11 protein-coding genes, 2 tRNA genes and 3 rRNA genes are annotated in these 24811 nt (G+C 38.4%); 8 read left to right on the forward strand and 8 right to left on the reverse strand.

Annotated features, from left to right (window positions below; genetic code table 11):
- Positions 1–26: 26 nt before the first annotated feature.
- The 8 genes from CHSO_RS23645 (at position 27) to CHSO_RS23680 (ending at position 12672) form a co-directional block, all read left to right on the forward strand.
- Positions 27–3185 (forward strand): SusC/RagA family TonB-linked outer membrane protein, encoded by a 3159-nt coding sequence (locus CHSO_RS23645; RefSeq protein WP_045501253.1) that lies wholly within the window; start codon positions 27–29, stop codon positions 3183–3185.
- Positions 3186–3205: 20 nt separating this feature from the next.
- Complete coding sequence (locus tag CHSO_RS23650; protein WP_045501254.1) at positions 3206–4723, forward strand: SusD/RagB family nutrient-binding outer membrane lipoprotein; 1518 nt, start codon at positions 3206–3208, stop codon at positions 4721–4723.
- Positions 4724–4806: 83 nt separating this feature from the next.
- Positions 4807–7149 (forward strand): phosphocholine-specific phospholipase C, encoded by a 2343-nt coding sequence (locus tag CHSO_RS23655; RefSeq protein ID WP_045501255.1) that lies wholly within the window; start codon positions 4807–4809, stop codon positions 7147–7149.
- Between the two features lie 187 nt (positions 7150–7336).
- Positions 7337–7915, forward strand: coding sequence for a hypothetical protein (locus CHSO_RS23660; RefSeq protein ID WP_045501256.1), 579 nt, complete (start codon positions 7337–7339; stop codon positions 7913–7915).
- Positions 7916–8015: 100 nt separating this feature from the next.
- A complete protein-coding gene (locus CHSO_RS23665; protein ID WP_232509123.1) occupies positions 8016–8819 on the forward strand; it encodes a WxL protein host-binding domain-containing protein in 804 nt (267 codons plus the stop codon).
- Complete coding sequence (locus CHSO_RS23670) at positions 8812–11562, forward strand: hypothetical protein (protein ID WP_045501257.1); 2751 nt, start codon at positions 8812–8814, stop codon at positions 11560–11562. The genes CHSO_RS23665 and CHSO_RS23670 overlap by 8 nt, the downstream gene beginning before the upstream one ends.
- Entirely contained in the window at positions 11559–12083 is a 525-nt protein-coding gene (locus CHSO_RS23675) for a hypothetical protein (RefSeq protein WP_045501258.1), read from the forward strand. The genes CHSO_RS23670 and CHSO_RS23675 overlap by 4 nt, the downstream gene beginning before the upstream one ends.
- A gap of 10 nt (positions 12084–12093) precedes the next feature.
- Positions 12094–12672, forward strand: coding sequence for a hypothetical protein (locus CHSO_RS23680; RefSeq protein WP_144429026.1), 579 nt, complete (start codon positions 12094–12096; stop codon positions 12670–12672).
- A gap of 115 nt (positions 12673–12787) precedes the next feature.
- On the opposite strand, the gene CHSO_RS23685 is transcribed toward CHSO_RS23680, so the two are convergent.
- The 8 genes from CHSO_RS23685 to CHSO_RS23720 form a co-directional block, all read right to left on the reverse strand.
- The gene (locus tag CHSO_RS23685) at positions 12788–14683 is read right to left on the reverse strand and encodes a SusD/RagB family nutrient-binding outer membrane lipoprotein (protein WP_045501259.1); all 1896 of its coding nucleotides are present in this window, start codon (positions 14681–14683) and stop codon (positions 12788–12790) included.
- A 16-nt stretch (positions 14684–14699) separates the two neighbouring features.
- Entirely contained in the window at positions 14700–17606 is a 2907-nt protein-coding gene (locus tag CHSO_RS23690; RefSeq protein WP_045501260.1) for a SusC/RagA family TonB-linked outer membrane protein, read from the reverse strand.
- A 753-nt stretch (positions 17607–18359) separates the two neighbouring features.
- Positions 18360–18467: ribosomal RNA gene (gene rrf, locus CHSO_RS23695) — 5S ribosomal RNA — on the reverse strand.
- Between the two features lie 145 nt (positions 18468–18612).
- A 23S ribosomal RNA gene (locus tag CHSO_RS23700) occupies positions 18613–21370 on the reverse strand.
- A gap of 205 nt (positions 21371–21575) precedes the next feature.
- Positions 21576–21649, reverse strand: a tRNA-Ala gene (locus CHSO_RS23705).
- Between the two features lie 92 nt (positions 21650–21741).
- Positions 21742–21815, reverse strand: a tRNA-Ile gene (locus CHSO_RS23710).
- Between the two features lie 213 nt (positions 21816–22028).
- Positions 22029–23545 (reverse strand): 16S ribosomal RNA (locus CHSO_RS23715).
- The 16S, 23S and 5S rRNA genes sit together here with 2 tRNA genes alongside, the layout of an rRNA operon.
- 585 nt (positions 23546–24130) lie before the next feature.
- Complete coding sequence (locus tag CHSO_RS23720; RefSeq protein ID WP_045501261.1) at positions 24131–24811, reverse strand: hypothetical protein; 681 nt, start codon at positions 24809–24811, stop codon at positions 24131–24133.

Raw genomic sequence — 24811 nt, forward strand, 5'->3', positions numbered from 1 at the left:
CCCGGCTAAATTTGCATTCAAAAAAAATGAAGAAAGCTTTAGCTACGTTTGCAGTTTTTTTACTCCCCTTATATATTACAGCTCAGGAGATTGCCGTTTCCGGAAATGTAAAATCTGAAAATGGCACCAGCGTTTCAGGGGTAAATATTACCGATAAAAACACAGGTAAAACCGCTACAACAGATGAAAACGGGAATTTTACCATTTCCGCCAACCCTAAAGATATTCTGGAATTCTTTTCTCCTGATTTCTCTGTGTATACTGTGGAGGTTTCTTCAAAAAAGCAGTATTCCGTTGTGTTGAAAAAGACCAATGAGAAACAGATTGAAGGCGTTGTTATAACGGCCCTTGGAATTGCCAAGAAAAAGGAAAAGATTGGATATTCTACCCAGGAAGTAGGAACCAAGCAGTTTGAAACCATTACCACCCCAAGTATTGGAAATTTATTCTCAGGACAGGTAGCGGGTCTGAATGTTTCTAACCCAACAGGAATGCAGCAGGCTCCACAGTTTACTTTAAGAGGAAACTCCAATCTGGTATTTGTGATTGATGGGGTGATTGTAGAAAAAGAAGTTTTTCAGAATTTAGATCCTAACAATATAGAAAACATCAACGTACTGAAAGGGGCAACAGCCTCCGCTCTTTACGGTTCAAGAGGACGATATGGTGCAATTCTGATTACCACAAAAAGTGCAAAGAAGAAAGGATTCTCTGTAGAGTTTTCTCAGAATACCATGATTACAGGAGGGTTCACCAATCTTCCAAAAACCCAGACTGAATATGGGAATGGTTCTCAGGGTAAATATGAATTCTGGGACGGAGCTGATGGTGGTGTGAATGATGGAGATATGATCTGGGGACCAAAGTTTGTTCCCGGTCTGAAGATTGCTCAATGGAACAGCCCGATCAGAGATAAAACAACCGGACAGATTATTCCTTGGTATGGAGCCGTAACAGGAAGTCAGTATAATGATAAGGCAAGATATGAAAGGGTTCCAATCGACTGGAAATACCATGACAATTTGGATACTTTCTTAAAGCCTGCCATTATCAACAATAATAATTTCGCGATCAGCTATCGAAATAACAAAGACATCTACAGGTTTTCAGGGAATTTCATGAATTATGACGACAGGGTTCCCAATTCTTATCTGCAGAAATATGGAATCAATTTCTCTTCTGAAAATCATTTGGGAGAAAAATTCATATTTGATACAAAATTTAATTTCAATCAAGCTTTCACTCCTAACGTTCCCAACTACGATTACAACCCTAGTGGGCACATGTATACTATCCTCATCTGGATGGGTGCTGATGTAGATGGAAAAGCCTTAAGAAACCACATGTGGATTCCCGGAAAAGAAGGGGTAGCACAGGCTAACTGGAATTACGCATGGTACAATAACCCATGGTTCGGTGCCGAATATTATAAAAATCAGAACAGAACCAATATCATTAATGCTCAAACCGGATTAGAGTATAAGGCGACAAAAGATTTTTCAGTAAAAGGAAAGATTTCCCTTGTGGAAAATCACAGCAAATCTGAAGTATTCAGCCCTTATTCTTATTTCAATTACAGTGCTCCCAGAAGTGGCGGATATATCGTGAATGATTTGAAAACATGGAATCTGAACTATGATGTACTGGCAACTTACAGGAAAAAGATATCTGAGAATTTCGATTTCACCATCAATGCCGGAGGTTCTGCTTTTTATTATAAGAACAACAAAAATGAAAGATCTACAGATGGTTTAAGAATCCCGGAACTCTACTCATTTGAGAATTCCATTGGAGCGCTTAAAAACTTCACTTATCTGAAAGAAAAACTAATCTACAGTGCTTATTCAACTATTGATATCGGACTATACAATGCTTTCTTTATTAATATTTCCGGGCGTAATGACTGGTCTTCTACTCTACCAAAAGCCAACAGGTCTTACTTCTACCCTTCTGCATCCATCAGTGCTGTGATTTCCAACTTGGTAAAATTACCCGAGGCTATCAATATGCTGAAACTTTCTGCTTCTTGGGCGAAAGTAGCTTACGATTTCCAGCCCTATTCCATCAGAAACTATTATTCGACTAATAAAGGTATTAGCTTTAATGGTAACCCAACTTATCTATATCCTACTACTTTAAATGTAGAAAACACTTTAAAACCTGAACAGACAAAATCTTATGAATTGGGATTAAGCGCCGGTCTATTCAATAACAGAATTACTTTAGATGCTACTTATTTCAGAACGCTTGATTATAACAACATCCTGGAGTTTCCAAGTGCTGAATCATCCGGTTTTATCTCACAATATGTGAATGGAAACGAATACACAACAAAAGGATTCGAAATTTCACTGGGAATGGTTCCGATAAAGACAACAAATTTCACTTGGAAAACATTAATTAACTGGAGTACTTATGAACAAAAGCTGACTTCTATCTATAATAACATGCCTAACTACAAGAATATTAAGTTAGGAGAAAGAATGGACAGCTATTATGATTATACATGGCAAAAATCTCCGGACGGACAGGTAATTCTGGATGCAAAATCAGGGATGCCTACAAGAGCCAATACTCCAAGTAACCTGGGACATTTTAATCCGGACTGGACTTTTGGTTTCAACAATACCTTCAAGTATAAAAAAGTATCCCTAAATATCGGAATTGACGGAAGTATCGGCGGAATCATGAGGTCTCAGGTGGTTGAAAAGATGTGGTGGGGCGGAAAACATCCGAATTCTGTTGCTTACAGAGATCTTGAATACGCCAATCCAGGGAAGTATTATTTTGTACCGAACGGGGTAAACTATGATCCTGTAACAGGTAAGTATACTCAGCACACCAAGCCTATCAACTTCCAGGATTGGGCTCAGAACTATCCATACCAGGCCCGAGTAACTGAGGATGAAAGTAAAGATTTTGCCAATGTTTTTGACAGAACCTTTATCAAACTAAGATCTGTGGTATTGGAATATGACTTCTCTTCATTACTGAATCCAAAAGGAATGATTAAAGGTTTCACTGCTAATATTTCAGCTTACAATCTGGCGATGTGGAAAAAGTCTAAAAACCTTTATTCAGATCCGGATTTCCAGATCAAAACGGGCAGAACAGAAGATATTGCAAATGATATTCAGGATCCTTCAAGCAGATGGTTCGGAATAGGATTTAACCTTAAGTTTTAACTAAAAAGTACGTCAATACAATGAAAAATAATATCAATACAAATAGGTTTAAAGGCAAAACAGCTAAATGGCTGATAAAATCAGTAGTTGCTGCCGGGCTGTTTACTTTAGCTTCCTGCGAGTCTAATCTTGATAAAATCAATGAAAACCCTAATGACCAGGCCAGCATTGATCCAAAATATCTTTTAACTTATGTCTCCAGAGCTACATTTCAGGTGGATGGCGACAATATGTATGCTTCCAGAATGATGATTGGTACGGATGGGGAAAATAAATATCAGTACTTGAAATGGAACGAGGCTTCTTTTGAGGTATACTCTAAAGCGCTTTTAAACACAGTAAAAATGATGCAGGAGGCAGACAAGATTAAGAATAAAAACTATATCGCAATCGGTAAATTCTTAAGAGCTTATCACTTCTTTAATACCAGCTTACGGGTGGGAAATATACCTTATACTGATGCGGTAAAAGGTGAATCAGGGATTACACAGCCTAAATATGACAGTCAGGATGTCGTGATGGCCGGAATTTTATCAGAATTAAAAGAAGCTAATGATCTTATTAATACCAATGATAAAATTGAAGGAGATATTGTCTTCAATGGAGATGCTTCAAAATGGAAAAAACTGATTAACTCATTCCGCCTGAAAATCCTCATCACATTATCTAAAAAAACAACGGTGGGAAGCTACAATATTGCCACAGAATTTGCATCCATCGCAGGAAGCCAGCCTTTGATGACTTCTATTTCAGACAACGGTGAGCTTAAGTTTGCTGACGCTGCAGACAGCCGATATTCTATGTTCAACAACAGTGGATATGGATCTAGTTTGTATATGGCAGATTATTTCATTAATTTGTTTAAAGACAGAAAAGATCCACGTTTATTCACATTTGCATCTCAGACTACCGGAGCTAAAGAGGCTGGAAAAGCGATTACAGATTTTACGGGTTACAACGGTGGAGACCCTATTTCAACTTATTCTGAAAATGCTAAATTGATTACAGCAAAAAACATATCTAAGGTAAACGACCGTTTTTATAAAGATCCTACCAATGAGCCTTCTTCGGTATTGAGCTATTCTGAACTGGAGTTTATTCTGGCTGAAGCTACGGCCAGAGGATGGATTTCCGGATCTGCAAAGACGCATTATGACAATGCGATCAAAGCAAGTTTCAGTTTTTATCAGACGTATGTAAAAAATCCGGGACAGTATTTTACAGGATTTGATGTAAATCAGTATCTGGCAACACCATTGGTAGTATACAATACTTCTGCCCCATTACAGGAACAGGTGGAAAAAATCATCACTCAAAAATACATGATTATGTTCCACCAATCACAATGGACTTCTTATTATGATTATTTAAGAACGGGATACCCTAATTATCCTTTACAACCTGGTGTATCGGCACCATTCAGATTCAGATATCCTCAGTCTGAATACAATTACAATAGTGCTAACCTAAAGACTGCTCTTACAGCTCAGTATGGAGGAGATGATAATATTAACTCTAAACCTTGGTGGTTACAATAGAAATCTGACTTATTTTTATACCTAACAAAGAAATCGCAGGAAAATCCTATTAACTTGCGGTTTCTTTCTTATTACGATAGATCATGAACAGAAGAGAATTTTTAGAAAAATCAAGTATTTTATTGGCGGGATTAGGAACCTCAAGCGTTTTACATCCGGCTATCCTAAAGGCTTTAGCTATAGATCCGGTTGCACAGTCTACTTTTTATGATGCAGAGCATGTTGTTATTCTGATGCAGGAAAACCGTTCTTTCGATCATGCTTTTGGAGCGCTTAAAGGCGTTCGTGGGTTTCTGGATAAAAGGACTTTTATTAAACAGGATGGGCATTCTGCTTTTTTTCAAAAGGAGAAAACCGGGAAATATGCAGCTCCGGCCCGTCTGGATTTGAGAAATACCAAATCAACCTGGATGAGCTCGCTTCCGCATTCATGGGAAAACCAGCAGCAGGCTTTCAATAAAGGAAAGTATGACCAGTGGCTTCAGGCAAAAGCTTCAGGGAATGAAAATTATAAAAATATTCCGCTTACCTTAGGATATTACAATCGTGAGGATCTTCCGTTCTACTATCAGCTTGCGGATGCTTTTACCATATTTGACCAATATTTCTGTTCTTCTATGACGGGAACCACCCCGAACCGACTTTTCCATTGGTCCGGAACTTTAAGAGAACAACAAAACGGTAAATCGAAAGCCAATGTAGTGAATGATGACATTGATTATGATAAAGCCAGACAAGCCAGATGGAAGAGCTTCCCTGAGATTTTAGAAGAGCAAAATGTTTCATGGCGTATTTATCAGAATGAAATCAGTCTTCCAAAAGGATTGTCCGGAGAACAAGAGGCATGGTTAAGTAACTTTACGGATAATCCTATTGAATGGTTTTCAAAATTTAATGTAAAGTTTTCAAAAGGATATCATCAGCATATTCCCAACATGATTGCTTCTCTGAAGCAGGAAATTCTGAAAAAACCTAATCAGAAAGAAAGACTGGAAGCAATTATTGCCGAACTTCAGGAAGATGAGGTGAAATACCATCCGGATAATTATTCCAAACTTTCCCAACAGGAGAAAAACCTCCACGAAAAAGCCTTCACAACCAATGCTAATGATCCTGATTATCACAATGTAGAAATTGGAAAAGATGAACATGGAGAAAGATTGGTTGTACCGAAAGGTGATGTCCTATTCCAGTTCCGTAAGGATGTGGAAGAGAAAAAACTACCATTAGTTTCCTGGCTGGTAGCTCCCGAGCACTTCTCGGATCACCCGGGATCGCCTTGGTATGGGGCGTGGTATATTTCTGAGGTTTTAAATATACTGACTAAGGATCCTGAGATGTGGAAAAAAACGATCTTCATTATCAATTATGATGAAAATGACGGATATTTCGATCACGTCATTCCTTTTGCTCCACCATTAAATCCAAGTCAACCGGTTGATATCAACGGAAAAAGCGGTGTAGAATATGTAAGCAAAGATCAGGAATACATGTCTGATCCTACTTTAAAAGATTACGAAAAAACAGAAGGAACGGTAGGATTGGGCTACAGGGTTCCTATGATTATTGCTTCTCCGTGGACGAAAGGAGGTTTTGTGAACTCTGAAGTTTCAGATCATACTTCTGTATTGCAGTTTCTGGAGAAGTTCATTATGAAGAAATTCAATAAAAATGTTCATGTAGACAATATCAGTGAATGGAGAAGAGCAGTGTGTGGTGATCTTACTTCAGCCTTTAATTCTCCCAATATCAAAGCTCCACAAATGGATTATCTGGATCAGAAAGATTATGCTAAAACCATTAATGCTGCGAAAAATAAACCTGTTCCTCAACTGAAATGGTATACCGAAAATGAACTGAAGAATGATTTGCTTGAAATTCAGGAAAAGGGACTGAAACCTTCCAATCCTCTTCCTTACAACTTTCATGTGAATCTGGAAGCGGGTAAAATTATAATGACTAATTTAAAGGAAAATGGGGTTCCGCTTCATCTTTATGACAGAACCCAATTGAACGGCAATAATTATTATTTTTCTTATGCTTTATACTCCGGAAAGGAATTATCTCATCCGGCATCACAAACAGGGATCTATGATTATGAAGTTTTTGGTCCTAATGGTTTTTTCCGAAAGTTTAAAGGAAATAATGCTTCACCATCAGAAATTATTTTGATTAATAATACTTCAAAAAATCAGGTTGAGGTGATTATTAAAAATGGTAAAAAAGGCAGTATTACCCTGGAAAATCTGTATACAAAAAATAAAAAAACAATCACTGTCCAGAAGCCGGAAGAAAAAATAGTGATTGACCTTGGACCATACAAAGGCTGGTATGATATAATAGTGACCTCTGATGAGCATAGCTGGCATTTTGCAGGAAGAATAGAAACAGGCAAGGTTTCTGTTTCAGATCCTCACTGGGCATAAAAATTTTCTTCAACAAAACATCATAAATCCTGTGCCAACGTGCGGGATTTTTTGCGCACAAAAGTGAAATATTTTTCAATTATATTACATTACAACAGAAGAATAATCAATGATATAAAAATTATCATACATTTATTTCATAATTCATTGATTTTTTTATTACTTTCACTCAACTAATATTAAGATCATGAATAAATTAAAATTAACGGTTGCAATGTCTTTATTTGCAGCTGCCATATCCGGAAATTTAAGTGCTCAGGATTCCAATACAGACAGCCATACGATCACCATTTCGGTTCCTGAAGTTGCTCTTGTAGACATTGAACCTGCTGCTGCGAAAAATATCACGTTAGGATTTACGGCTCCTACTGAAGCAGGGAGTCCTATTCTACCCAGTGCAGCCAACACTACGCTGTGGCTAAATTATTCCACTATCAAATCTGATACTAAACCTTCCCGTAGTGTAAGTGTAAAACTTAATGCTATTATTCCCGGAATAGATGTGCACGTAACAGCCGCTGCTCCTACAGGTGCAGGAGCAGGAGCTTTAGGAACATCTGCTGGGCTTTTAACCTTAAGCGCTGCTGACCAGACGATTATTTCCGGTATTGGAAGTGCCTATACAGGAAATGGAGCTAATAACGGACATAACCTTACGTACGCGCTGGCTGCTGGAAGCGGACCTGGTGGTGTAGCAAGTTATTCGGATTTATTGGCAAAACCATCTATTCTAGCTACTGTTGTCTATACCTTAATAGACAACTAGAATTCTAAATATTCAATTCTGTATTTCAAAAACAAGAAGAAATTGTGTTCCAGTTTCTTCCTGTTTTTATATTATTAAATAATAAACCTCAAAACTTTATATGATGATAAAGCGTATTCTTTTTTTAATCACTCTGATTTTGCAGTTCAGCTTTTTACATGCCGGCATTGTGGTTCTTAATGGGCTTACGCATTCCTACAAGATAGAAAACGGCAAAGTTTATAAAGGAAAAATAGCCATTGAAAATACGGGCAGTAGCCCACAGACTGTAAAATTATTTTTACAGGATTTTTCTTACCATGCTGATGGTACCATTAATTACACAGCATTGCATACACAGAAAAGGACTAATGGAGATTGGATAAAACTGAATACCAATCTGGTAACACTAAAAGGTAAAGAAAAAACAGAAGTGTTTTATGAAGTTACCGTTCCCGATCAGGCAATGGATCCCGGGAGTTACTGGAGCGTCATTATTGTAGAGCCTGTAGAGGATATAAAACCCAGTGATAAACAACCTGGAGTAAGCATTACCTCTGTGGTACGATATGCCATTCAGGTCATTACAGATTATGATATGGAAAAGGCCAAACCGGACCTTAGATTTGAAAATATCAAAGTAGAGAAAGAAGAAGGAAAACAAACGGTAAAAATAGCGATCGCCAACAATGGAAATCTTTATTGTAAACCCACAGCATCCATTGAAATCTATAACCGTAAAACAGGAGAAAAAATAGGGACTTTTTCAAGCTTAAAAATGGGTCTTCTGCCTTCTACTTCCAAAACTTTTTACATTGATATCAGTAAAGTACCACCGGCTAAGTACAAAGCTACTGTTATAGCAACGGATGAAGACGAGAACGCTTTTGCGCTCAATGTGGAACTAGAAGTAAAAAATGATTAAAACCTGGACATTATTTATTGTTATACTATTCCCGTTATTCGCTTTTTCTCAACAACAACCAACCCGATTGGTCAGTAAAAAAGATAGCTTAATACCGGGAATGTCTACTTCTATTCCTTTCAGTCTGCAAAATAATTCGCCTGAGAATAAAGTATTTGATATTTCTGTTACTACATCAAGTCCGCTTATCACTCCTATTTTAGAAAAAGGAGAATTTCAGATCTCCTCTCAGGAAACTTCAGTGTATCTTGTTCCTTTACGGATTTCAGCTGAAACAGTACAAGGAGAATATTCTGTTACATTAAATATTACAGACCGTTCTAACGGATTGTCTTTCACAAAAACATCTCAGATTACAGTTTCCGCAAGCAGAAAGCTCTCCCTTACAGCATTGGAATCACCGGAGTTTACAAGAGCCGGAGAAACCATCCGTGCGTCTTTTCTTCTCAAAAACAATGGTAACATCACAGAAAGTCTTATTCTGGAAAGTAAAAATGCTATTGTTGACCATGATCCAACTATCATTCTGGACCCCAACGAATCGAAAGTCATTACAATACATAAAGCTACTAATCCGGAACTGGGGCAGAATGAATTTCAAAACCTAAATCTTTCGGTACATTCAAAAGATAACCCTAAGGAAGATCAAACCATCTACATAAGCACTCAGGTCATATCAGTACAGCCTGCCAACCAAGATATCTATCATCGGCTTCCGGTTGTAGCCTCATTATCCTTTATCGGAATGAAGAATATGGGAGTATACAATGATGGCTTTCAAGGTGAAATCTATGGTAAAGGATCATTGGATAAGGAAAATAAAAATCAGATTGAATTTCATGCAGCTACCCACAATCCTATTGAGCTCAATACTTTTACTCAGTATGAAGAATATTTTGTAAACTATAAAAGAGATAATCTATTTGTACATTTAGGAGATAAAACCTACTCTGCATCCTACTTAACTGAGTTTGCAAGATATGGCCGTGGTGCAGAAATCCGGTATCATTTCAATAAGTTAAGTATAGGAGGTTTTTATAACCGTCCAAGATTTTTCAGAGATATTAAGGATGAATTTAATGTGTATTCTGCATTTAAAATTCGTAAAGAATCTGAAATTTCGGTTGGGTATCTGTATAAAATGCCCATGAAAGAAGAATCTAATGCCCGAAATATAAGCCAAAACACTGAAGCTCATCTTCCTTATGCGAAAGGGCGGTTCAAAATTTCAAAACATATTAATCTCTCCGGAGAATTTGCCTACAGTACCACAAAAAAAGCTGAAGGAACTGCTTATATGGCACAGGCAGAGGTGAATTTTGACAAATTCAACGGGAATTTAACTTATATGAAGGCTAGCCCTCAGTTTGCAGGATATTTTACCAATACCAATACGTTCAGTGGATATCTTCAATACAGGCTGACGAAGAAATTGAATGTTATCGGTAATTATATGCAGGATGCTAAAAATTTCCAGAGAGACACCTTATTTCTGGCAGCTCCTTATAGAAAATATCTACAGTATGGAATACAGTATAAATATCTATCCAATGGTTCTGTCATCATCAATCATGGTTTTCAAAAATATCAGGATCGTTTGGAGCCTAAGCAGTTTAATTACTACGAACGTTTCTTCAGAGTAAGCATAGATCAGCGTATCGGAATATTTCAGATTAATATTGAAGGACAGTTTGGTAATACAGACAATTATCTGACCGGATTTAATGGAAACTCAAGTTTGTATGCTGCCAATGTATCATTTGAAAAATTTAAAACCTCTTTCAATCTCTTTGGAAGCTATGCAATTACTTCCAGATATCAGCTGCAAAATCAAAAACAGCTTTATTACGGAGCGAGAATCTTCAGTAAATTTTCAGATAAAACCAGTTTAAGTTTATTCTACCAAAACAACTACATTCCTGAGGAATATTTTAAAGACAGAAACTTATTTGAACTTCTATTTCATCAACAACTATTTCCCGGCAATGAGCTTGATCTTTCGGGGAGATACTCATTACAAAGAGGACAAATTGGAGATAAAGATTTTATATTTTCAATGCGCTATACATGGCGGCCTAATATTCCGGTACAAAGAACAGCTGAATATGTATCCTTATCCGGAAATGTTGGTAACCTGGGGATAAAAAAAACTGAAGGCATAAGATTAATGCTGGGCAGCTATTTATCTATTACAGACAAAGAAGGGAATTACTCATTTAAGAATGTAATTCCCGGTAATTATTTTCTTGAGATAGACCGCTCAACCACTGAGATCAATGACATTCCAACTGTAGTTTTTCCAGCTGCACTGCCTCTTACCGATAAAGAAAATATTTTTAATTTCGGAATAACGACCGCAGCCACTATCCAGGGTCAGGTTCACCTTTTAGAAACGGAAAATAAAAGCCTGGCAGATATTGAAGCCCTACAGCCTAAAAAAGAAAAGAAAAAAAGAGAAAGTATAATTGTAGAAGCAATTGGAGATAGCCAGACTTATCGTAAAATCTGTTTTGTTGGAGAAGATTTTGATTTTACTTATCTAAAACCAGGTGACTGGACGGTAAAACTTTATAGGAATGGACTTGATAAACGATATAAAATTTCAAAGGATCAGTTTCAATTTACTTTGAAACCCTCAGAAATTAAAAAATTAAATATCCAGATTGTCAAACAGCAGATAGAAATCAAGTATCAACAGGAATCCTTAAAAGTAGGATATAATGAAATAAAAAATAAGAAATGATTCTGAACCGCACCCTATTACTAGCCGCATTTACGTTCTCCTGTTCATTGTATTCTCAGACGAATGTTACTTTAACCTTACCTGTTGTTACCTTAATGGACATAGAGCCTACCGGAAACATTGCTTTAAGCTTCACACCCCCTACTGAAGCTGGAAACCCCATTGGTAATCCAACACCCAATACCTCAAAATGGATTAACTATACTTCTGCTATTACCAGTGGAGGACTTACCAGAAAAATTACAGCAGCTATTAGTGGAACTCTTATTGCAGGAGTAGATATCAAATTACAGGCAGCTGCTGCTTCCGGAGCAGGAGGCGGGACATTAGGAACTCCTTCGGCACAAGTTACTTTAACCAACACTCCGGTTACCATCATAAATGGAATTGGAGGAGCTTTTACTGGCAACGGAGCCAATAACGGGCATCGACTGACAATATCTCTGATTCCCAATACTTATGCCAACTTAGCTACCCAAGCTAACACCACCCTTACCATTGTTTATACCATCACAGAATAAAAAATGAAGTATGAAAATGAATTGTCAATTTCTCCGAAAAGCCTGTATAAAAAGATTGATCTATATTACCTTTGTACTCATCAGCAGCTGTATGGAAGCACAGGTTGTAAATGTCTCCGGAAACTGGAATGCCAGTATACCCGTCATTACCGAGGCTGGAAGTAATTATGCAGGAACTTATGATAATTCCGGGAGTACCGGTACTAATCAAATAATATTATCGGGTACATTACCGGGTTCTTTTCTCAATCTCCTTTCAAGCTCCGGTGCAAAGATGACCATGCGCTATACACCTAACCCCTGGAATAGTTCTCTAACCCTTGCTGCGAAAAGAACCGGCGGGACAACAGCTATACATGGAGTTTGTCTCTTTTGTACATCCAGCATCAACGGAGGAGCTACCTATATTCCAATATCACAAACAGCCGATGTAACTTTTGTAACTTTTTCATTTAGTGGCGTTCTGGGGCTTGCTAATAGTGTAACTTTCGCAGATATCAACTTAATACTGCAGCTAGCTGGTGTTTCTGTAACAGTTCCCGCAAACACCTATAGTGCACGAATAGTTTTCACCATCGTAGCAAATTAATGTAACAGATAATTGAGAATGCTCACTTTTAAGAAGTAAAGTAGTATCTATCATTATACCCAAACAATAATCCTTTCCAAATGTTGGAAAGGATTATTGTTAAAACATATTCAGTTTAGTGCTTTGCCCACCAAAGAGGGGTAAGCACTGCATCTTGTCCGCCCAGTAACTGTACGGCTTTTGTATATCCATCCTGATCAGTATTTCTGAAGGTACTCGGATATCTTAACCTTTGAGGAAAATTCTGGATAGAGTTTGTCATATAATTTCCTGAATTCAGATTAGGTAAATTAACCAACGGTGTTTCTATTGCTGGATTTTCAAAGAAAGGCAACCCCAGTCTTCTTTGATCACTCCAGGATTCCAACGGAAGCCATGGCATATTGGCAATATATTTTTGAGTGATGATTTTCGTAAGCTTGTCATTTCTCACAGAACCGTTTTTATAAATGGTATTTACGGGGTATTTAATCTCCACAGAAACCATATTGCCTGTAGAAGGATCTTTATAGTTCATGGTATGGCTGGCTCCTGGCTCTGTTACATGCGTGTAAGCAACAGAAGTTCCGTCACGGTTATAATCTGTTGAAGCAATATACTGAGTATAAAATTGTGATACTCCATTATAGGCGAAACTATCCTGAATCCCTTTATTATAAGCTACTACATCACTCATAGGAACGGACCACCCTTTCAGTGCAGCTTCTGCCATTAGGAAATAAGTTTCCCAGCTTGCAAAGAAAATTCTAGAGTTTTTGCCTTCTCTATATTGTTTCCCTAAAGCAGGCATACATCCAATAACGCCTCTTAATCCGTTTCTCTGTCCTTTTACCCCCCAGTTTCCTATTGTAGTCGTATTCCAAGTGTTTATCGTATTAATTGTAACTTTAGAACCATCGGCAAAGGTAAGATCTCCCTTATTGGTTGTAGCTTGGCTGGTATAGGTCGGATACAGTGAATAAATAGGATTGGTAAGATCTCCAGGAATGTAAAATGTTTTATAAGCTCTTGGGTCTATTGTATTAGGAAGCCCATCCAGCCAGTATCCTGCACTTGGATCATTGGTTAATGTGGAGAATTGTTCATCATATTTTATTCCAATATAATCAGATGCTTTTACCGCTGTATGCTGCGCAGCCGGCAATTGATCTGTAGAATTAATTCCTCCTAAACCGATATACATATTATTTAGAGTAGCTGATAAAATCTGAGAATTCCATTCTCTGGACATTACCCCTGATAAAGGATTCCAGCCTGTATCTTCTTTAACTTTAAAATTATCATCACTTGTACTGATGAACATATTAGAATTGGCAGCATCTTCAAATTCAGCTTTTGCTTTTGCAGGATCCACTTCTGAAATCCTCATAGCAATTCTCATCCTCATAGAGTTAGCATACTTTACCCATTGGCTCCATTTAAATCCATAGGCCATATCGTAAGCATTAGGATTAGAAGGAACAGGCTGGTTGACATCCATTTTAGCTGCTGCATCTTTCAGTTCATCTAAAATAAAATAATAGACCTCCTTTTCAGAATTAAACCCAGGATTTACACCTTTAAATGCCTGAATAGGCTGTGGGCCAAAATTATCAGAAAACTCGCTCATTAAATAAGCTCTCCAAATTCTCGCTACCTGAATAAGATTATCATAGTGAGGCTTGCCTTGGCCTATTGCCTTCTTCTCATTGGCAATTTCAATAGTTGCATTCGCATTATTTAACCATTCTGAAATTCCTTTCCAATATTCTACAGTCCAGGAATCATCGTAAGATCCCCCTGCAATTCCTGTTGTTAGATGTTGTCTTGCAGCCGTTTTCCAATACAAAACAAAAGTACGTTCTGCAATATTAGGATCTTGCTGAGCTCCTAAAATAGAATTGTTTAAAAAATACTCCGGTTCAGCTTTATTAATATCTACTGCATAAGGGTTATTATTCATGTCTTCAAAATCAGTACATGAAGCAAGAATCGTAGTAAGTGCTATGAAAGATAAAATATATTTTTTCATGATGTTATTATTGATATTAAAAGCCTAATGTAATAGTGAATAAATAAGATCTTGTGGTAGGAAATGATAGGTTTTCAAATCCTACTGCATTAGAGTTAATAGCGAATACCGATTCAGGATCAATACCTTTTGCTTTGCTATATAACATCCATACATTATTGGCTGTGAAAGAAACCTTAGCACTTTGAAGTGCAAATTTTTGAAATAAACTTTTAGGGAAACTATAAGATACCTGAATATTTCTTAATCTGATGTTTGTAGCATCATAGATATTCTGTTCTGTAATACCTAGGTTCCCTGTTGTTACTGCTGCCCAGTAATCTTGTTGCGTGATTTCCTTTGTATTGGATGTATATCCGCCACCAGGTTGCTGTACTACTGCATCAAGCACAAAATTATCTCTTCTACCTCCAGGAGCAGTATCTTCTGCAAGTCCTACTTTTTGTAAAGCTGATTGGGTTGCCGAGTAAAATTTCCCACCAATACGCCCATCAATCTGAAAAGAAAGACCAATGTTTTTATAACTAAAACTATTGGTAAGGCCAAATAATGCTCTTGGGGTTTGATCTCCTAAATAATATTGATCAGGAGTGGCTTGAGGTAATCCGTTTGCTCCTACAATTAATTTTCCAAAATTAGGATTATTAGGATCCTCCACTCTTAAAAATTTTGTTCCATAAATGGCTCCAAAAGGTTTCCCTACTTCTGCAAAAAATGTAACATTATCATAACCTCCTAATGGATATTTCGAAATAGAACCATAAAGCTCTTTTACTTCACTTTTTAATTGTGAAAAATTAGCATTTACATTCCAGCTAAAGTTTTCTTTTTTTAAAATATCCGTATTCAAAACAACTTCAATTCCACTATTCTGAATTTTCCCTCCATTAATTTTCTTATACTCATACCCTGAAAGAGGGTTCATAGGTAAATTAATTAATTGTTTTGTCGCTGTATTAACAAAGTAGCTTACATCCAAAGAAACCCTATTAAAAAATTTAAGATCTGCTCCTACTTCAAAAGTTTTTAATTTTTCAGCTACCAAGCTGGCATCATATAACGTTTTTATTCTTCCTAAAACAGCATGGCCCGTAGGATCTGAACCAAGCTTATAAACGTTATATAATTCGTAAGGGCCTAATCCATTACCAGTGACTGCATAAGCGGCTCTAAGTTTCGCAAAAGTTAATGCTTTAGAAGTAGTTCCATTCAACTTATGCAGCATTTCTGTTAAAACCAAAGAGGTGCTGATAGCAGGATAAGAGTAAGATCTGTTTTCTATACTTAAAGTTGAAGACCAGTCATTCCTGAATGTAGCGTTGATAAACCAATATCCATCATAATTAATTTCCAAAGCAGCAAAAACAGAATTAATTTTCTTCCAAAGATCAAGTTCGTTATTAGCAATACCTGCAAGATCACTTGTATTCGTTACGCTAAAAACATTAGGAACAATTAAATTTTGAGTACTAAAATAAAGGGCTTTAGTTCTTGTCTCCATTAGTTGTCCATACAATGAAAAAGAGCCACCCCATTTTCCAAATAAATTATCTTTTTTAGCAGTAAGGTTTGCTATGTAATTATTTTCATAAAACTTTTCTTCGCTGGTAGCATAAGAGTTTCTTCGTGATGAACCTGTCCATACTCTTGCATCTGCATTTAAGGCATAAAAATCAGTTCCAAGTCTTAGGTCAGCACTCAACCAGTCATTAAACTGATATTTAAGATACCCATTTAATAGTACACGATCTTTTTTATCAGCATTAAGGCTGTTATATGCAGACCAATAAGGGTTGATACCATTTGGGCTGATCCAATTCGATTTTATATTGTTTTGTGTTTGTCCTTCACGATAATTACGAATATCAATATCCTGTGGCATCAAGAGAATATTAGAATAATAATTTCCATCACCTCTTCCTCCAGCAGGTCTATTATTTGCTTTACTACTAATATATTGTGCTTTTACTTCTGATGTCCATCTTTTTTCTTTTCCAAAAATAGAATTCATTTTCGCCATGAAGTTGAACCTCTCAAATTTGGAATTCGGAATCTGACTATTATCATTCAAATAGTTAAATGATGTGTATAAACTTGTTCCTTCTCCAAGATTTTCCTGAAAGTTCAAAGTATGCTGAGAATTGATCCCTGTTTTAAAGAAATTACTCAGGTTATCATATCGCTTCATATTAGTCCCTTCCAATGCCGGTCCCCATGAACTCGTATTCTCACTATTGGCTGGATTCACAACACCATTTTGTCCCAACCCAAAACTAGTCTGCATATCTGGTTTCATAAAAATAGTTTCAAACCCTAAATTCGTAGAATAAGTGATTCCTATACCCCCTTTTTTCTTTCCAGTTTTTGTTGTAATCAGAATAACACCATTCCCCCCCCTGGAACCATATAATGCAGAAGCTGCACCTCCTTTGAGGACAGAAATACTTTCTATGTCTTCTGCATTAATATCATTCAGACCATTTCCCATATCCAAATCCGGATTCCAAAAATCATTATTAAAGTAACCATCATTTTGTTTTGCTTTTACCCCCGTACCATTATTCAATGGAACTCCATCTACTACAATCAGAGGTTGGCTATCTCCTGTAAGAGAGTTAAATCCTCGTAAATTGATCCTTGATGATGATGCTGGGCCAAAACCACCTTTAATCACCTGCATTCCCGCTACTTTACCAACTAAGGCGTTAGTAACATTCGTTTCTTTTGCATCAACTAATGTTTGGCCTTTAACATCCTGAAAAGAATATCCTAAACTCTTCTTTTCTTTTTTAACTCCGTAAGCTGTTACAACAACTTCATCAATTTTTCCAATCTTAGTAGAATCTGTCTTCTGTGCAGATAATCCAGTAAAGCAAAAAACTAAAGATGAAAGAAGTCCCGCCTTAACTATAGTTCTATTCATAATTATATTTAATTTCTTGAAATCAAATATAATATTTTAACAGTATTTAATAGTATACTAATAAAAAATAAGAATAAATACTAAAATATCATTGATATAATTGAAGTTATACTTTCATATTTGAAAAAAAAGATTAAATTTTAATAGAAATAGAAAATATTCGAATACAAAAAAACTTGTAAACAATAAAATAATTCAATGATTATTTTGATCGATAATGGATGTAGCTCCTGTGATCATTAATAATAATAAGTAATTTACCATGAAGATCATTGTATGATCCTTTAATGTGCCAGTAATCCTCACTCTTTGTCGTCCCATAGAAATCTAGACAATGGTACTCGTAATCTTATTCTGCCATTTACGGAAGCTTACTGCATAGCCTTATAGCTACTAAAGCTCCTTACAGGATAACAAAACCGATAAATTTATCAGAAGTAATGATACAAAGAATATATCTAAAAAAAAGAAATTTTAAAAGCTGATATCAAGAATAGATCATGAGCTTACATTAGTATTATACAAATTAAGCATTCAATAGGGACGGGCAGTAGTCCTGAGCTTAGTCGAAGGGAGCCCGTTCAAATAAAAAAGAATAATCCAGTGACTTTAGCCAAAACTTAAGAATAAGTGGTTAGGGTTGTCGTTGGATTGAGTATCCTTGAGTTGTGGATTAGGTCTGCTTTATTCGTTGGGTATAACGCAAAAAAAATCCTTTATCTTTCGATAAAGGATTTTTAAAAATAAAATAAAAACTGGCGGCGGCCTACTCTCCCGCGTTAGCAGTACCATCGGCGCTGGTGGGCTTAACTTCTGTGTTCGGAATGGGAACAGGTGAGCCCCACCGCTAAAACCACCCTAAAGGTTGTATATAAGATATCAGTCTATAGATATCAGAGTTCAGACGTATTCGTCTGTTATCTAATGTCTTACAGCTGACATCTGTTTTAAGCGATAAAAACTTTCACAAAGAGCTAACCTTGCTGCACTTCCGTGCGCCATATTAGGCTATAAATCTACGGGTAATTAGTACTACTCGGCTATGACATTACTGTCTTTACACCTATAGCCTATCAACGTGGTCATCTCCCACGACCCTTAAAAGATGTCTCATCTTGAGGCGAGTTTCGCACTTATATGCTTTCAGTGCTTATCTCTTCCAAACGTAGCTACTCAGCAGTGCACCTGGCGGTACAACTGATACACCAGAGGTTTGTTCAATTCGGTCCTCTCGTACTAGAATCAAGCCCTCTCAAACATCTAACGCCCGCAATAGATAGAGACCGAACTGTCTCACGACGTTCTGAACCCAGCTCGCGTGCCACTTTAATGGGCGAACAGCCCAACCCTTGGGACCTTCTCCAGCCCCAGGATGTGACGAGCCGACATCGAGGTGCCGAACCTCCCCGTCGATGTGAGCTCTTGGGGGAGACTAGCCTGTTATCCCCGGAGTACCTTTTATCCTATGAGCGATGGCCCTTCCATACGGAACCACCGGATCACTATGTCCTGCTTTCGCACCTGATCGACTTGTTGGTCTCACAGTCAAGCACCCTTATGCCATTACACTCTACGCACGGTTACCAAGCGTGCTGAGGGTACCTTTGAAAGCCTCCGTTACTCTTTTGGAGGCGACCACCCCAGTCAAACTACCCACCACGCAATGTCCTTCTAAAAGAAGTTAGGCTCCAAGTAAGTAAAGGGTGGTATTTCAACGTTGGCTCCACCTACACTAGCGTGCAAGCTTCAAAGCCTCCCACCTATCCTACACATTACTTACTCAAAGTCAATACGAAGTTATAGTAAAGGTTCACAGGGTCTTTTCGTCCCATTGCGGGTACTCGGCATCTTCACCGAGACTACAATTTCACAGAGCTCATGGTTGAGACAGTGCCCAGATCGTTACACCATTCGTGCAGGTCGGAACTTACCCGACAAGGAATTTCGCTACCTTAGGACCGTTATAGTTACGGCCGCCGTTTACTGGGGCTTCAGTTAATGCCTTCGGTTTAACCCTAAGCACCTTCCTTAACCTTCCAGCACCGGGCAGGTGTCAGACCCTATACTGCATCTTTCGATTTTGCAGAGTCCTGTGTTTTTGATAAACAGTCGCCTGGGCCTCTTTACTGCGGCCACCATTGCTGATGGCGTCTCTTCTCCCGAAGTTACGAGACTATTTTGCCTAGTTCCTTAACCATGATTCACTCTAGCACCTTAGGATTCTCTCCTCGACTACCTGTGTCGGTTTTGGTACGGGTTGCTTCACTTCGGCTTTTCTTGGAAGCACTTTCCCTACAGCAGCTTCGCCCGAAGGCTAGGCCTTGACTATTCCGTCAGTCTCCAGTAAGTACGGCACTCCGTCCCCTTTTTAGTGTGAGCAAGTATGGGAATATTAACCCATTGTCCATCCACTACCCCTTTCGGGTTCGCGTTAGGTCCCGACTAACCCTCAGCTGATTAGCATGGCTGAGGAAACCTTAGTCTTTCGGTGAGCGGGTTTCTCGCCCGCTTTATCGTTACTTATGCCTACATTTTCTTTTCTATCCGCTCCACAATACCTCACAGTACTGCTTCGGCGCAAATAGAATGCTCTCCTACCAGATGTACATAAAGTACAAATCCATAGCTTCGGTAATATGTTTATGCCCGATTATTATCCATGCCGGACCGCTCGACTAGTGAGCTGTTACGCACTCTTTAAATGAATGGCTGCTTCCAAGCCAACATCCTAGCTGTCAATGCAGTCCAACCGCGTTGCTTCAACTTAACATATATTTTGGGACCTTAGCTGTTGGTCTGGGTTCTTTCCCTCTCGGACATGGACCTTAGCACCCATGCCCTCACTGCCGTAGAACATTTATTAGCATTCGGAGTTTGTCAGGAATTGGTAGGCGATGAAACCCCCGCATCCAATCAGTAGCTCTACCTCTAATAAACTTATATACGACGCTGCACCTAAATGCATTTCGGAGAGTACGAGCTATCTCCCAGTTTGATTGGCCTTTCACCCCTACCCACAGGTCATCCGAAGACTTTTCAACGTCAACCGGTTCGGTCCTCCACTCTGTGTTACCAGAGCTTCAACCTGCCCATGGGTAGATCACAAGGTTTCGCGTCTAATCCTACTAACTATACGCCCTATTCAGACTCGCTTTCGCTCCGGCTCCGGTACTTAATACCTTAACCTCGCTAGTAAAATTAACTCGTAGGCTCATTATGCAAAAGGCACGCCGTCACCCAACATGTGGGCTCCGACCGCTTGTAGGCGTACGGTTTCAGGTTCTATTTCACCCTTCTATTCGAAGTGCTTTTCACCTTTCCTTCACAGTACTTGTTCACTATCGGTCTTTCAGGAGTATTTAGCCTTGGAGGATGGTCCCCCCATATTCAGACAGGATTTCACGTGTCCCGCCCTACTCATTTATCATCTTAATATACCTTTCGAATACCGGGCTATCACCGTCTACGGCCGTTCTTTCCAGAACGTTCTTCTAAATATATAAAGACTTTTGGGCTAATCCGCTTTCGCTCGCCACTACTTACGGAATCTCTTCGATTTCTTTTCCTCCGGGTACTTAGATGTTTCAGTTCTCCGGGTTTGCTCCTCCTAAGAGGTGACTGGTCTTCAACCAGCCGGGTTGCCCCATTCGGACATCTGCGGATCAATTCGTGTGTGCCAATCCCCGCAGCTTTTCGCAGCTTACCACGTCCTTCGTCGCCTCTGAAAGCCTAGGCATCCGCCATACGCCCTTAACGATTTCTTTCCTAATAATTATATTAGTTCAGTATTTTTTTGATAAACTCTCGTCTATCGATATTTTTATAAACTCGGCACTCGAAAGTGCTCGGTTATCTCTTTGTGATGTCTTTACCGTTAATGTCAATGATCTTAATGTCTTCTTGTCCAACTGATGAACAGATGTTGTTTTTGGCTCCATCCGTAACTTTTAAATCAGTATTCCAAAACTGTGGAGAATAAGGGAGTCGAACCCTTGACCTCCTGCGTGCAAGGCAGGCGCTCTAGCCAGCTGAGCTAATTCCCCCTCTAGTAGAAATTTTAAATTTTAGATTATAAATTTTAAATTATTTTTAATCTAAAATCTATAATTCATAATCTATAATTCCCTATAATTAGTAGTCTCGGGCAGGCTCGAACTGCCGACCTCTACATTATCAGTGTAGCGCTCTAACCAGCTGAGCTACGAGACTTCATTATTAATTTTAAATTTTAAATTGAAAATTTTAAATGATTATTTAAATCTAAAATCTATAATTTATAATCTAAAATCTCTCTATCCCTTTACTAATTTCTAGTGGGTGTTGTATTTTTAATATAAGCAACCAAACAAAAAACTAAAGCTATACTTTAAGTAAGTATTTTGTACTTGCGTACTGTTTTTTTTATCGTCAAAAGACGCTCTAAAATGAGATGTTCCAGCCGCACCTTCCGGTACGGCTACCTTGTTACGACTTAGCCCTAGTTACCTGTTTTACCCTAGGCAGCTCCTGTTACGGTCACCGACTTCAGGTACCCCAGACTTCCATGGCTTGACGGGCGGTGTGTACAAGGCCCGGGAACGTATTCACCGCGCCATGGCTGATGCGCGATTACTAGCGATTCCAGCTTCATAGAGTCGAGTTGCAGACTCCAATCCGAACTGAGACCGGCTTTCGAGATTTGCATCACATCGCTGTGTAGCTGCCCTCTGTACCGGCCATTGTATTACGTGTGTGGCCCAAGGCGTAAGGGCCGTGATGATTTGACGTCATCCCCACCTTCCTCTCTACTTGCGTAGGCAGTCTCACTAGAGTCCCCAACTTAATGATGGCAACTAGTGACAGGGGTTGCGCTCGTTGCAGGACTTAACCTAACACCTCACGGCACGAGCTGACGACAACCATGCAGCACCTTGAAAAATGTCCGAAGAAAAGTCTATTTCTAAACCTGTCATTTCCCATTTAAGCCTTGGTAAGGTTCCTCGCGTATCATCGAATTAAACCACATAATCCACCGCTTGTGCGGGCCCCCGTCAATTCCTTTGAGTTTCATTCTTGCGAACGTACTCCCCAGGTGGCTAACTTATCACTTTCGCTTAGTCTCTGATTCCGAAAAACCAAAAACGAGTTAGCATCGTTTACGGCGTGGACTACCAGGGTATCTAATCCTGTTCGCTCCCCACGCTTTCGTCCATCAGCGTCAGTTGTTGCTTAGTAACCTGCCTTCGCAATTGGTGTTCTAAGTAATATCTATGCATTTCACCGCTACACTACTTATTCCAGCTACTTCAACAACACTCAAGACCTGCAGTATCAATGGCAGTTTCACAGTTAAGCTGTGAGATTTCACCACTGACTTACAGATCCGCCTACGGACCCTTTAAACCCAATAAATCCGGATAACGCTTGCACCCTCCGTATTACCGCGGCTGCTGGCACGGAGTTAGCCGGTGCTTATTCGTATAGTACCTTCAGCTAGATACACGTATCTAGGTTTATCCCTATACAAAAGAAGTTTACAACCCATAGGGCCGTCGTCCTTCACGCGGGATGGCTGGATCAGGCTCTCACCCATTGTCCAATATTCCTCACTGCTGCCTCCCGTAGGAGTCTGGTCCGTGTCTCAGTACCAGTGTGGGGGATCACCCTCTCAGGCCCCCTAAAGATCGCAGACTTGGTGAGCCGTTACCTCACCAACTATCTAATCTTGCGCGTGCCCATCTCTATCCACCGGAGTTTTCAATATCAAATGATGCCATCTGATATATTATGGGGTATTAATCTCCCTTTCGAAAGGCTATCCCCCAGATAAAGGCAGGTTGCACACGTGTTCCGCACCCGTGCGCCGCTCTCAAGTCTCCGAAGAGACTCTACCGCTCGGCTTGCATGTGTTAGGCCTCCCGCTAGCGTTCATCCTGAGCCAGGATCAAACTCTCCATTGTATGTTTGTCTGACTCACTCAAAGTTTTAACGCTTTAGTTTTTCCTTACTTGGTTGTTATATTGTATGTCAATGATCTTTATATCTTTCGCTTTTTAATGAAGCACTCTTCTCTGTCAGTGGTACTCCATATTTGCGAGTGCAAAAGTAAAAATTTATTTTCATTTGACCAAATGTTTTTGAAAGAAATTTTAAAGTTTTTTAAGTAACCTTAATTCTTCCTAAACTCTCAATCTCTCTACTCCTGCGCTCCCTTAATTGGGATTGCAAAGATACTAACTTTATTTTAACCAGCAAATTTTATTTACTAAAATTTAAAAGCTTTTTCCGTTCGTTTCATTAAGTAGAATAAATGTTTAATGCTTATCTAAAAGCTCTTCTGCGCTTACTGAATCTCTTTCGTTTTTCAGTGGGGCAAAGATAACAACTTATTAACACGCAAAACAAACTTTATTAACTTTAATTTCATATTCACGTCATATTTTAATCTAATACTCTGATAGCATGAGTGAAAAATTTTAAACAAAATTTAGTTAATCGGCCTTCTTATATAAAGAAAAGATAAATTAAGATTTCCGGATTTATTTTTAAGGTGTTTTTTCTGTATAAATAGCACTTAAAAACTCTGCATATGATTTATCCAAACCAATAACATCTCCTGATTTAAGGTTTAAACCTCCAACTCCTGAAGCATCCGGCTTAATTTTTAATGATGATACCTGAAAATATAAGTTCTCATCATTGGTCTTTGGCTGAACTTTCACGGTTGAACCTAAAAGTTTCTTGGTAGAAATTGTATAAACTTCTCCCGGAACAATTTTTAATTTTAAAAATGTTCTTGGGGCAACAATATAGTCTTTCCTATTAACATTGATCTTCTGATCTTTTTCTGAGGAAGCAAATATATACATTGCCCCCTCCTGAACTTTCAGTTTTTCTTTTGGAGTGTAATATAAGGCGATCTTATAATTAGAAGCATTAAAAGTCTGAGATGATCCGTCAATATTTTCAAAAGGTTTTATTACAAAAGTATTGGCTCCAATCTCCTTTGCTTTTTTGTATACTAACGAGAACACCATTGCATCATCTTTTGAGAATCCCTGGACTTCAGCTTCACCTAAATAGATAGCACTTGTTTCTGCTTGATCTTTTTTATAGAGAAACTTATCTGAATTGTCATTGGTTTTCTCCACCTTGCTCAGATAAACATTTTGTGCACTCCAAAGCTGAGCACATACTACGGAAAAGATGATGGCTATATTTTTCAT

Source organism: Chryseobacterium sp. StRB126, from assembly GCF_000829375.1.
GTDB lineage: Bacteria > Bacteroidota > Bacteroidia > Flavobacteriales > Weeksellaceae > Chryseobacterium.

Coding starts and splice junctions, on each gene's coding strand:
- CHSO_RS23650 (WP_045501254.1), top strand. CDS start 3,206: ATGAAAAATAATATCAATACAAATAGGTTTAAAGGCAAAACAGCTAAA.
- CHSO_RS23670 (WP_045501257.1), top strand. CDS start 8,812: ATGATTAAAACCTGGACATTATTTATTGTTATACTATTCCCGTTATTC.
- CHSO_RS23645 (WP_045501253.1), top strand. CDS start 27: ATGAAGAAAGCTTTAGCTACGTTTGCAGTTTTTTTACTCCCCTTATAT.
- CHSO_RS23690 (WP_045501260.1), bottom strand. CDS start 17,606: ATGAATAGAACTATAGTTAAGGCGGGACTTCTTTCATCTTTAGTTTTT.
- CHSO_RS23720 (WP_045501261.1), bottom strand. CDS start 24,811: ATGAAAAATATAGCCATCATCTTTTCCGTAGTATGTGCTCAGCTTTGG.
- CHSO_RS23675 (WP_045501258.1), top strand. CDS start 11,559: ATGATTCTGAACCGCACCCTATTACTAGCCGCATTTACGTTCTCCTGT.
- CHSO_RS23655 (WP_045501255.1), top strand. CDS start 4,807: ATGAACAGAAGAGAATTTTTAGAAAAATCAAGTATTTTATTGGCGGGA.
- CHSO_RS23685 (WP_045501259.1), bottom strand. CDS start 14,683: ATGAAAAAATATATTTTATCTTTCATAGCACTTACTACGATTCTTGCT.
- CHSO_RS23660 (WP_045501256.1), top strand. CDS start 7,337: ATGAATAAATTAAAATTAACGGTTGCAATGTCTTTATTTGCAGCTGCC.
- CHSO_RS23680 (WP_144429026.1), top strand. CDS start 12,094: ATGAAAATGAATTGTCAATTTCTCCGAAAAGCCTGTATAAAAAGATTG.
- CHSO_RS23665 (WP_232509123.1), top strand. CDS start 8,016: ATGATGATAAAGCGTATTCTTTTTTTAATCACTCTGATTTTGCAGTTC.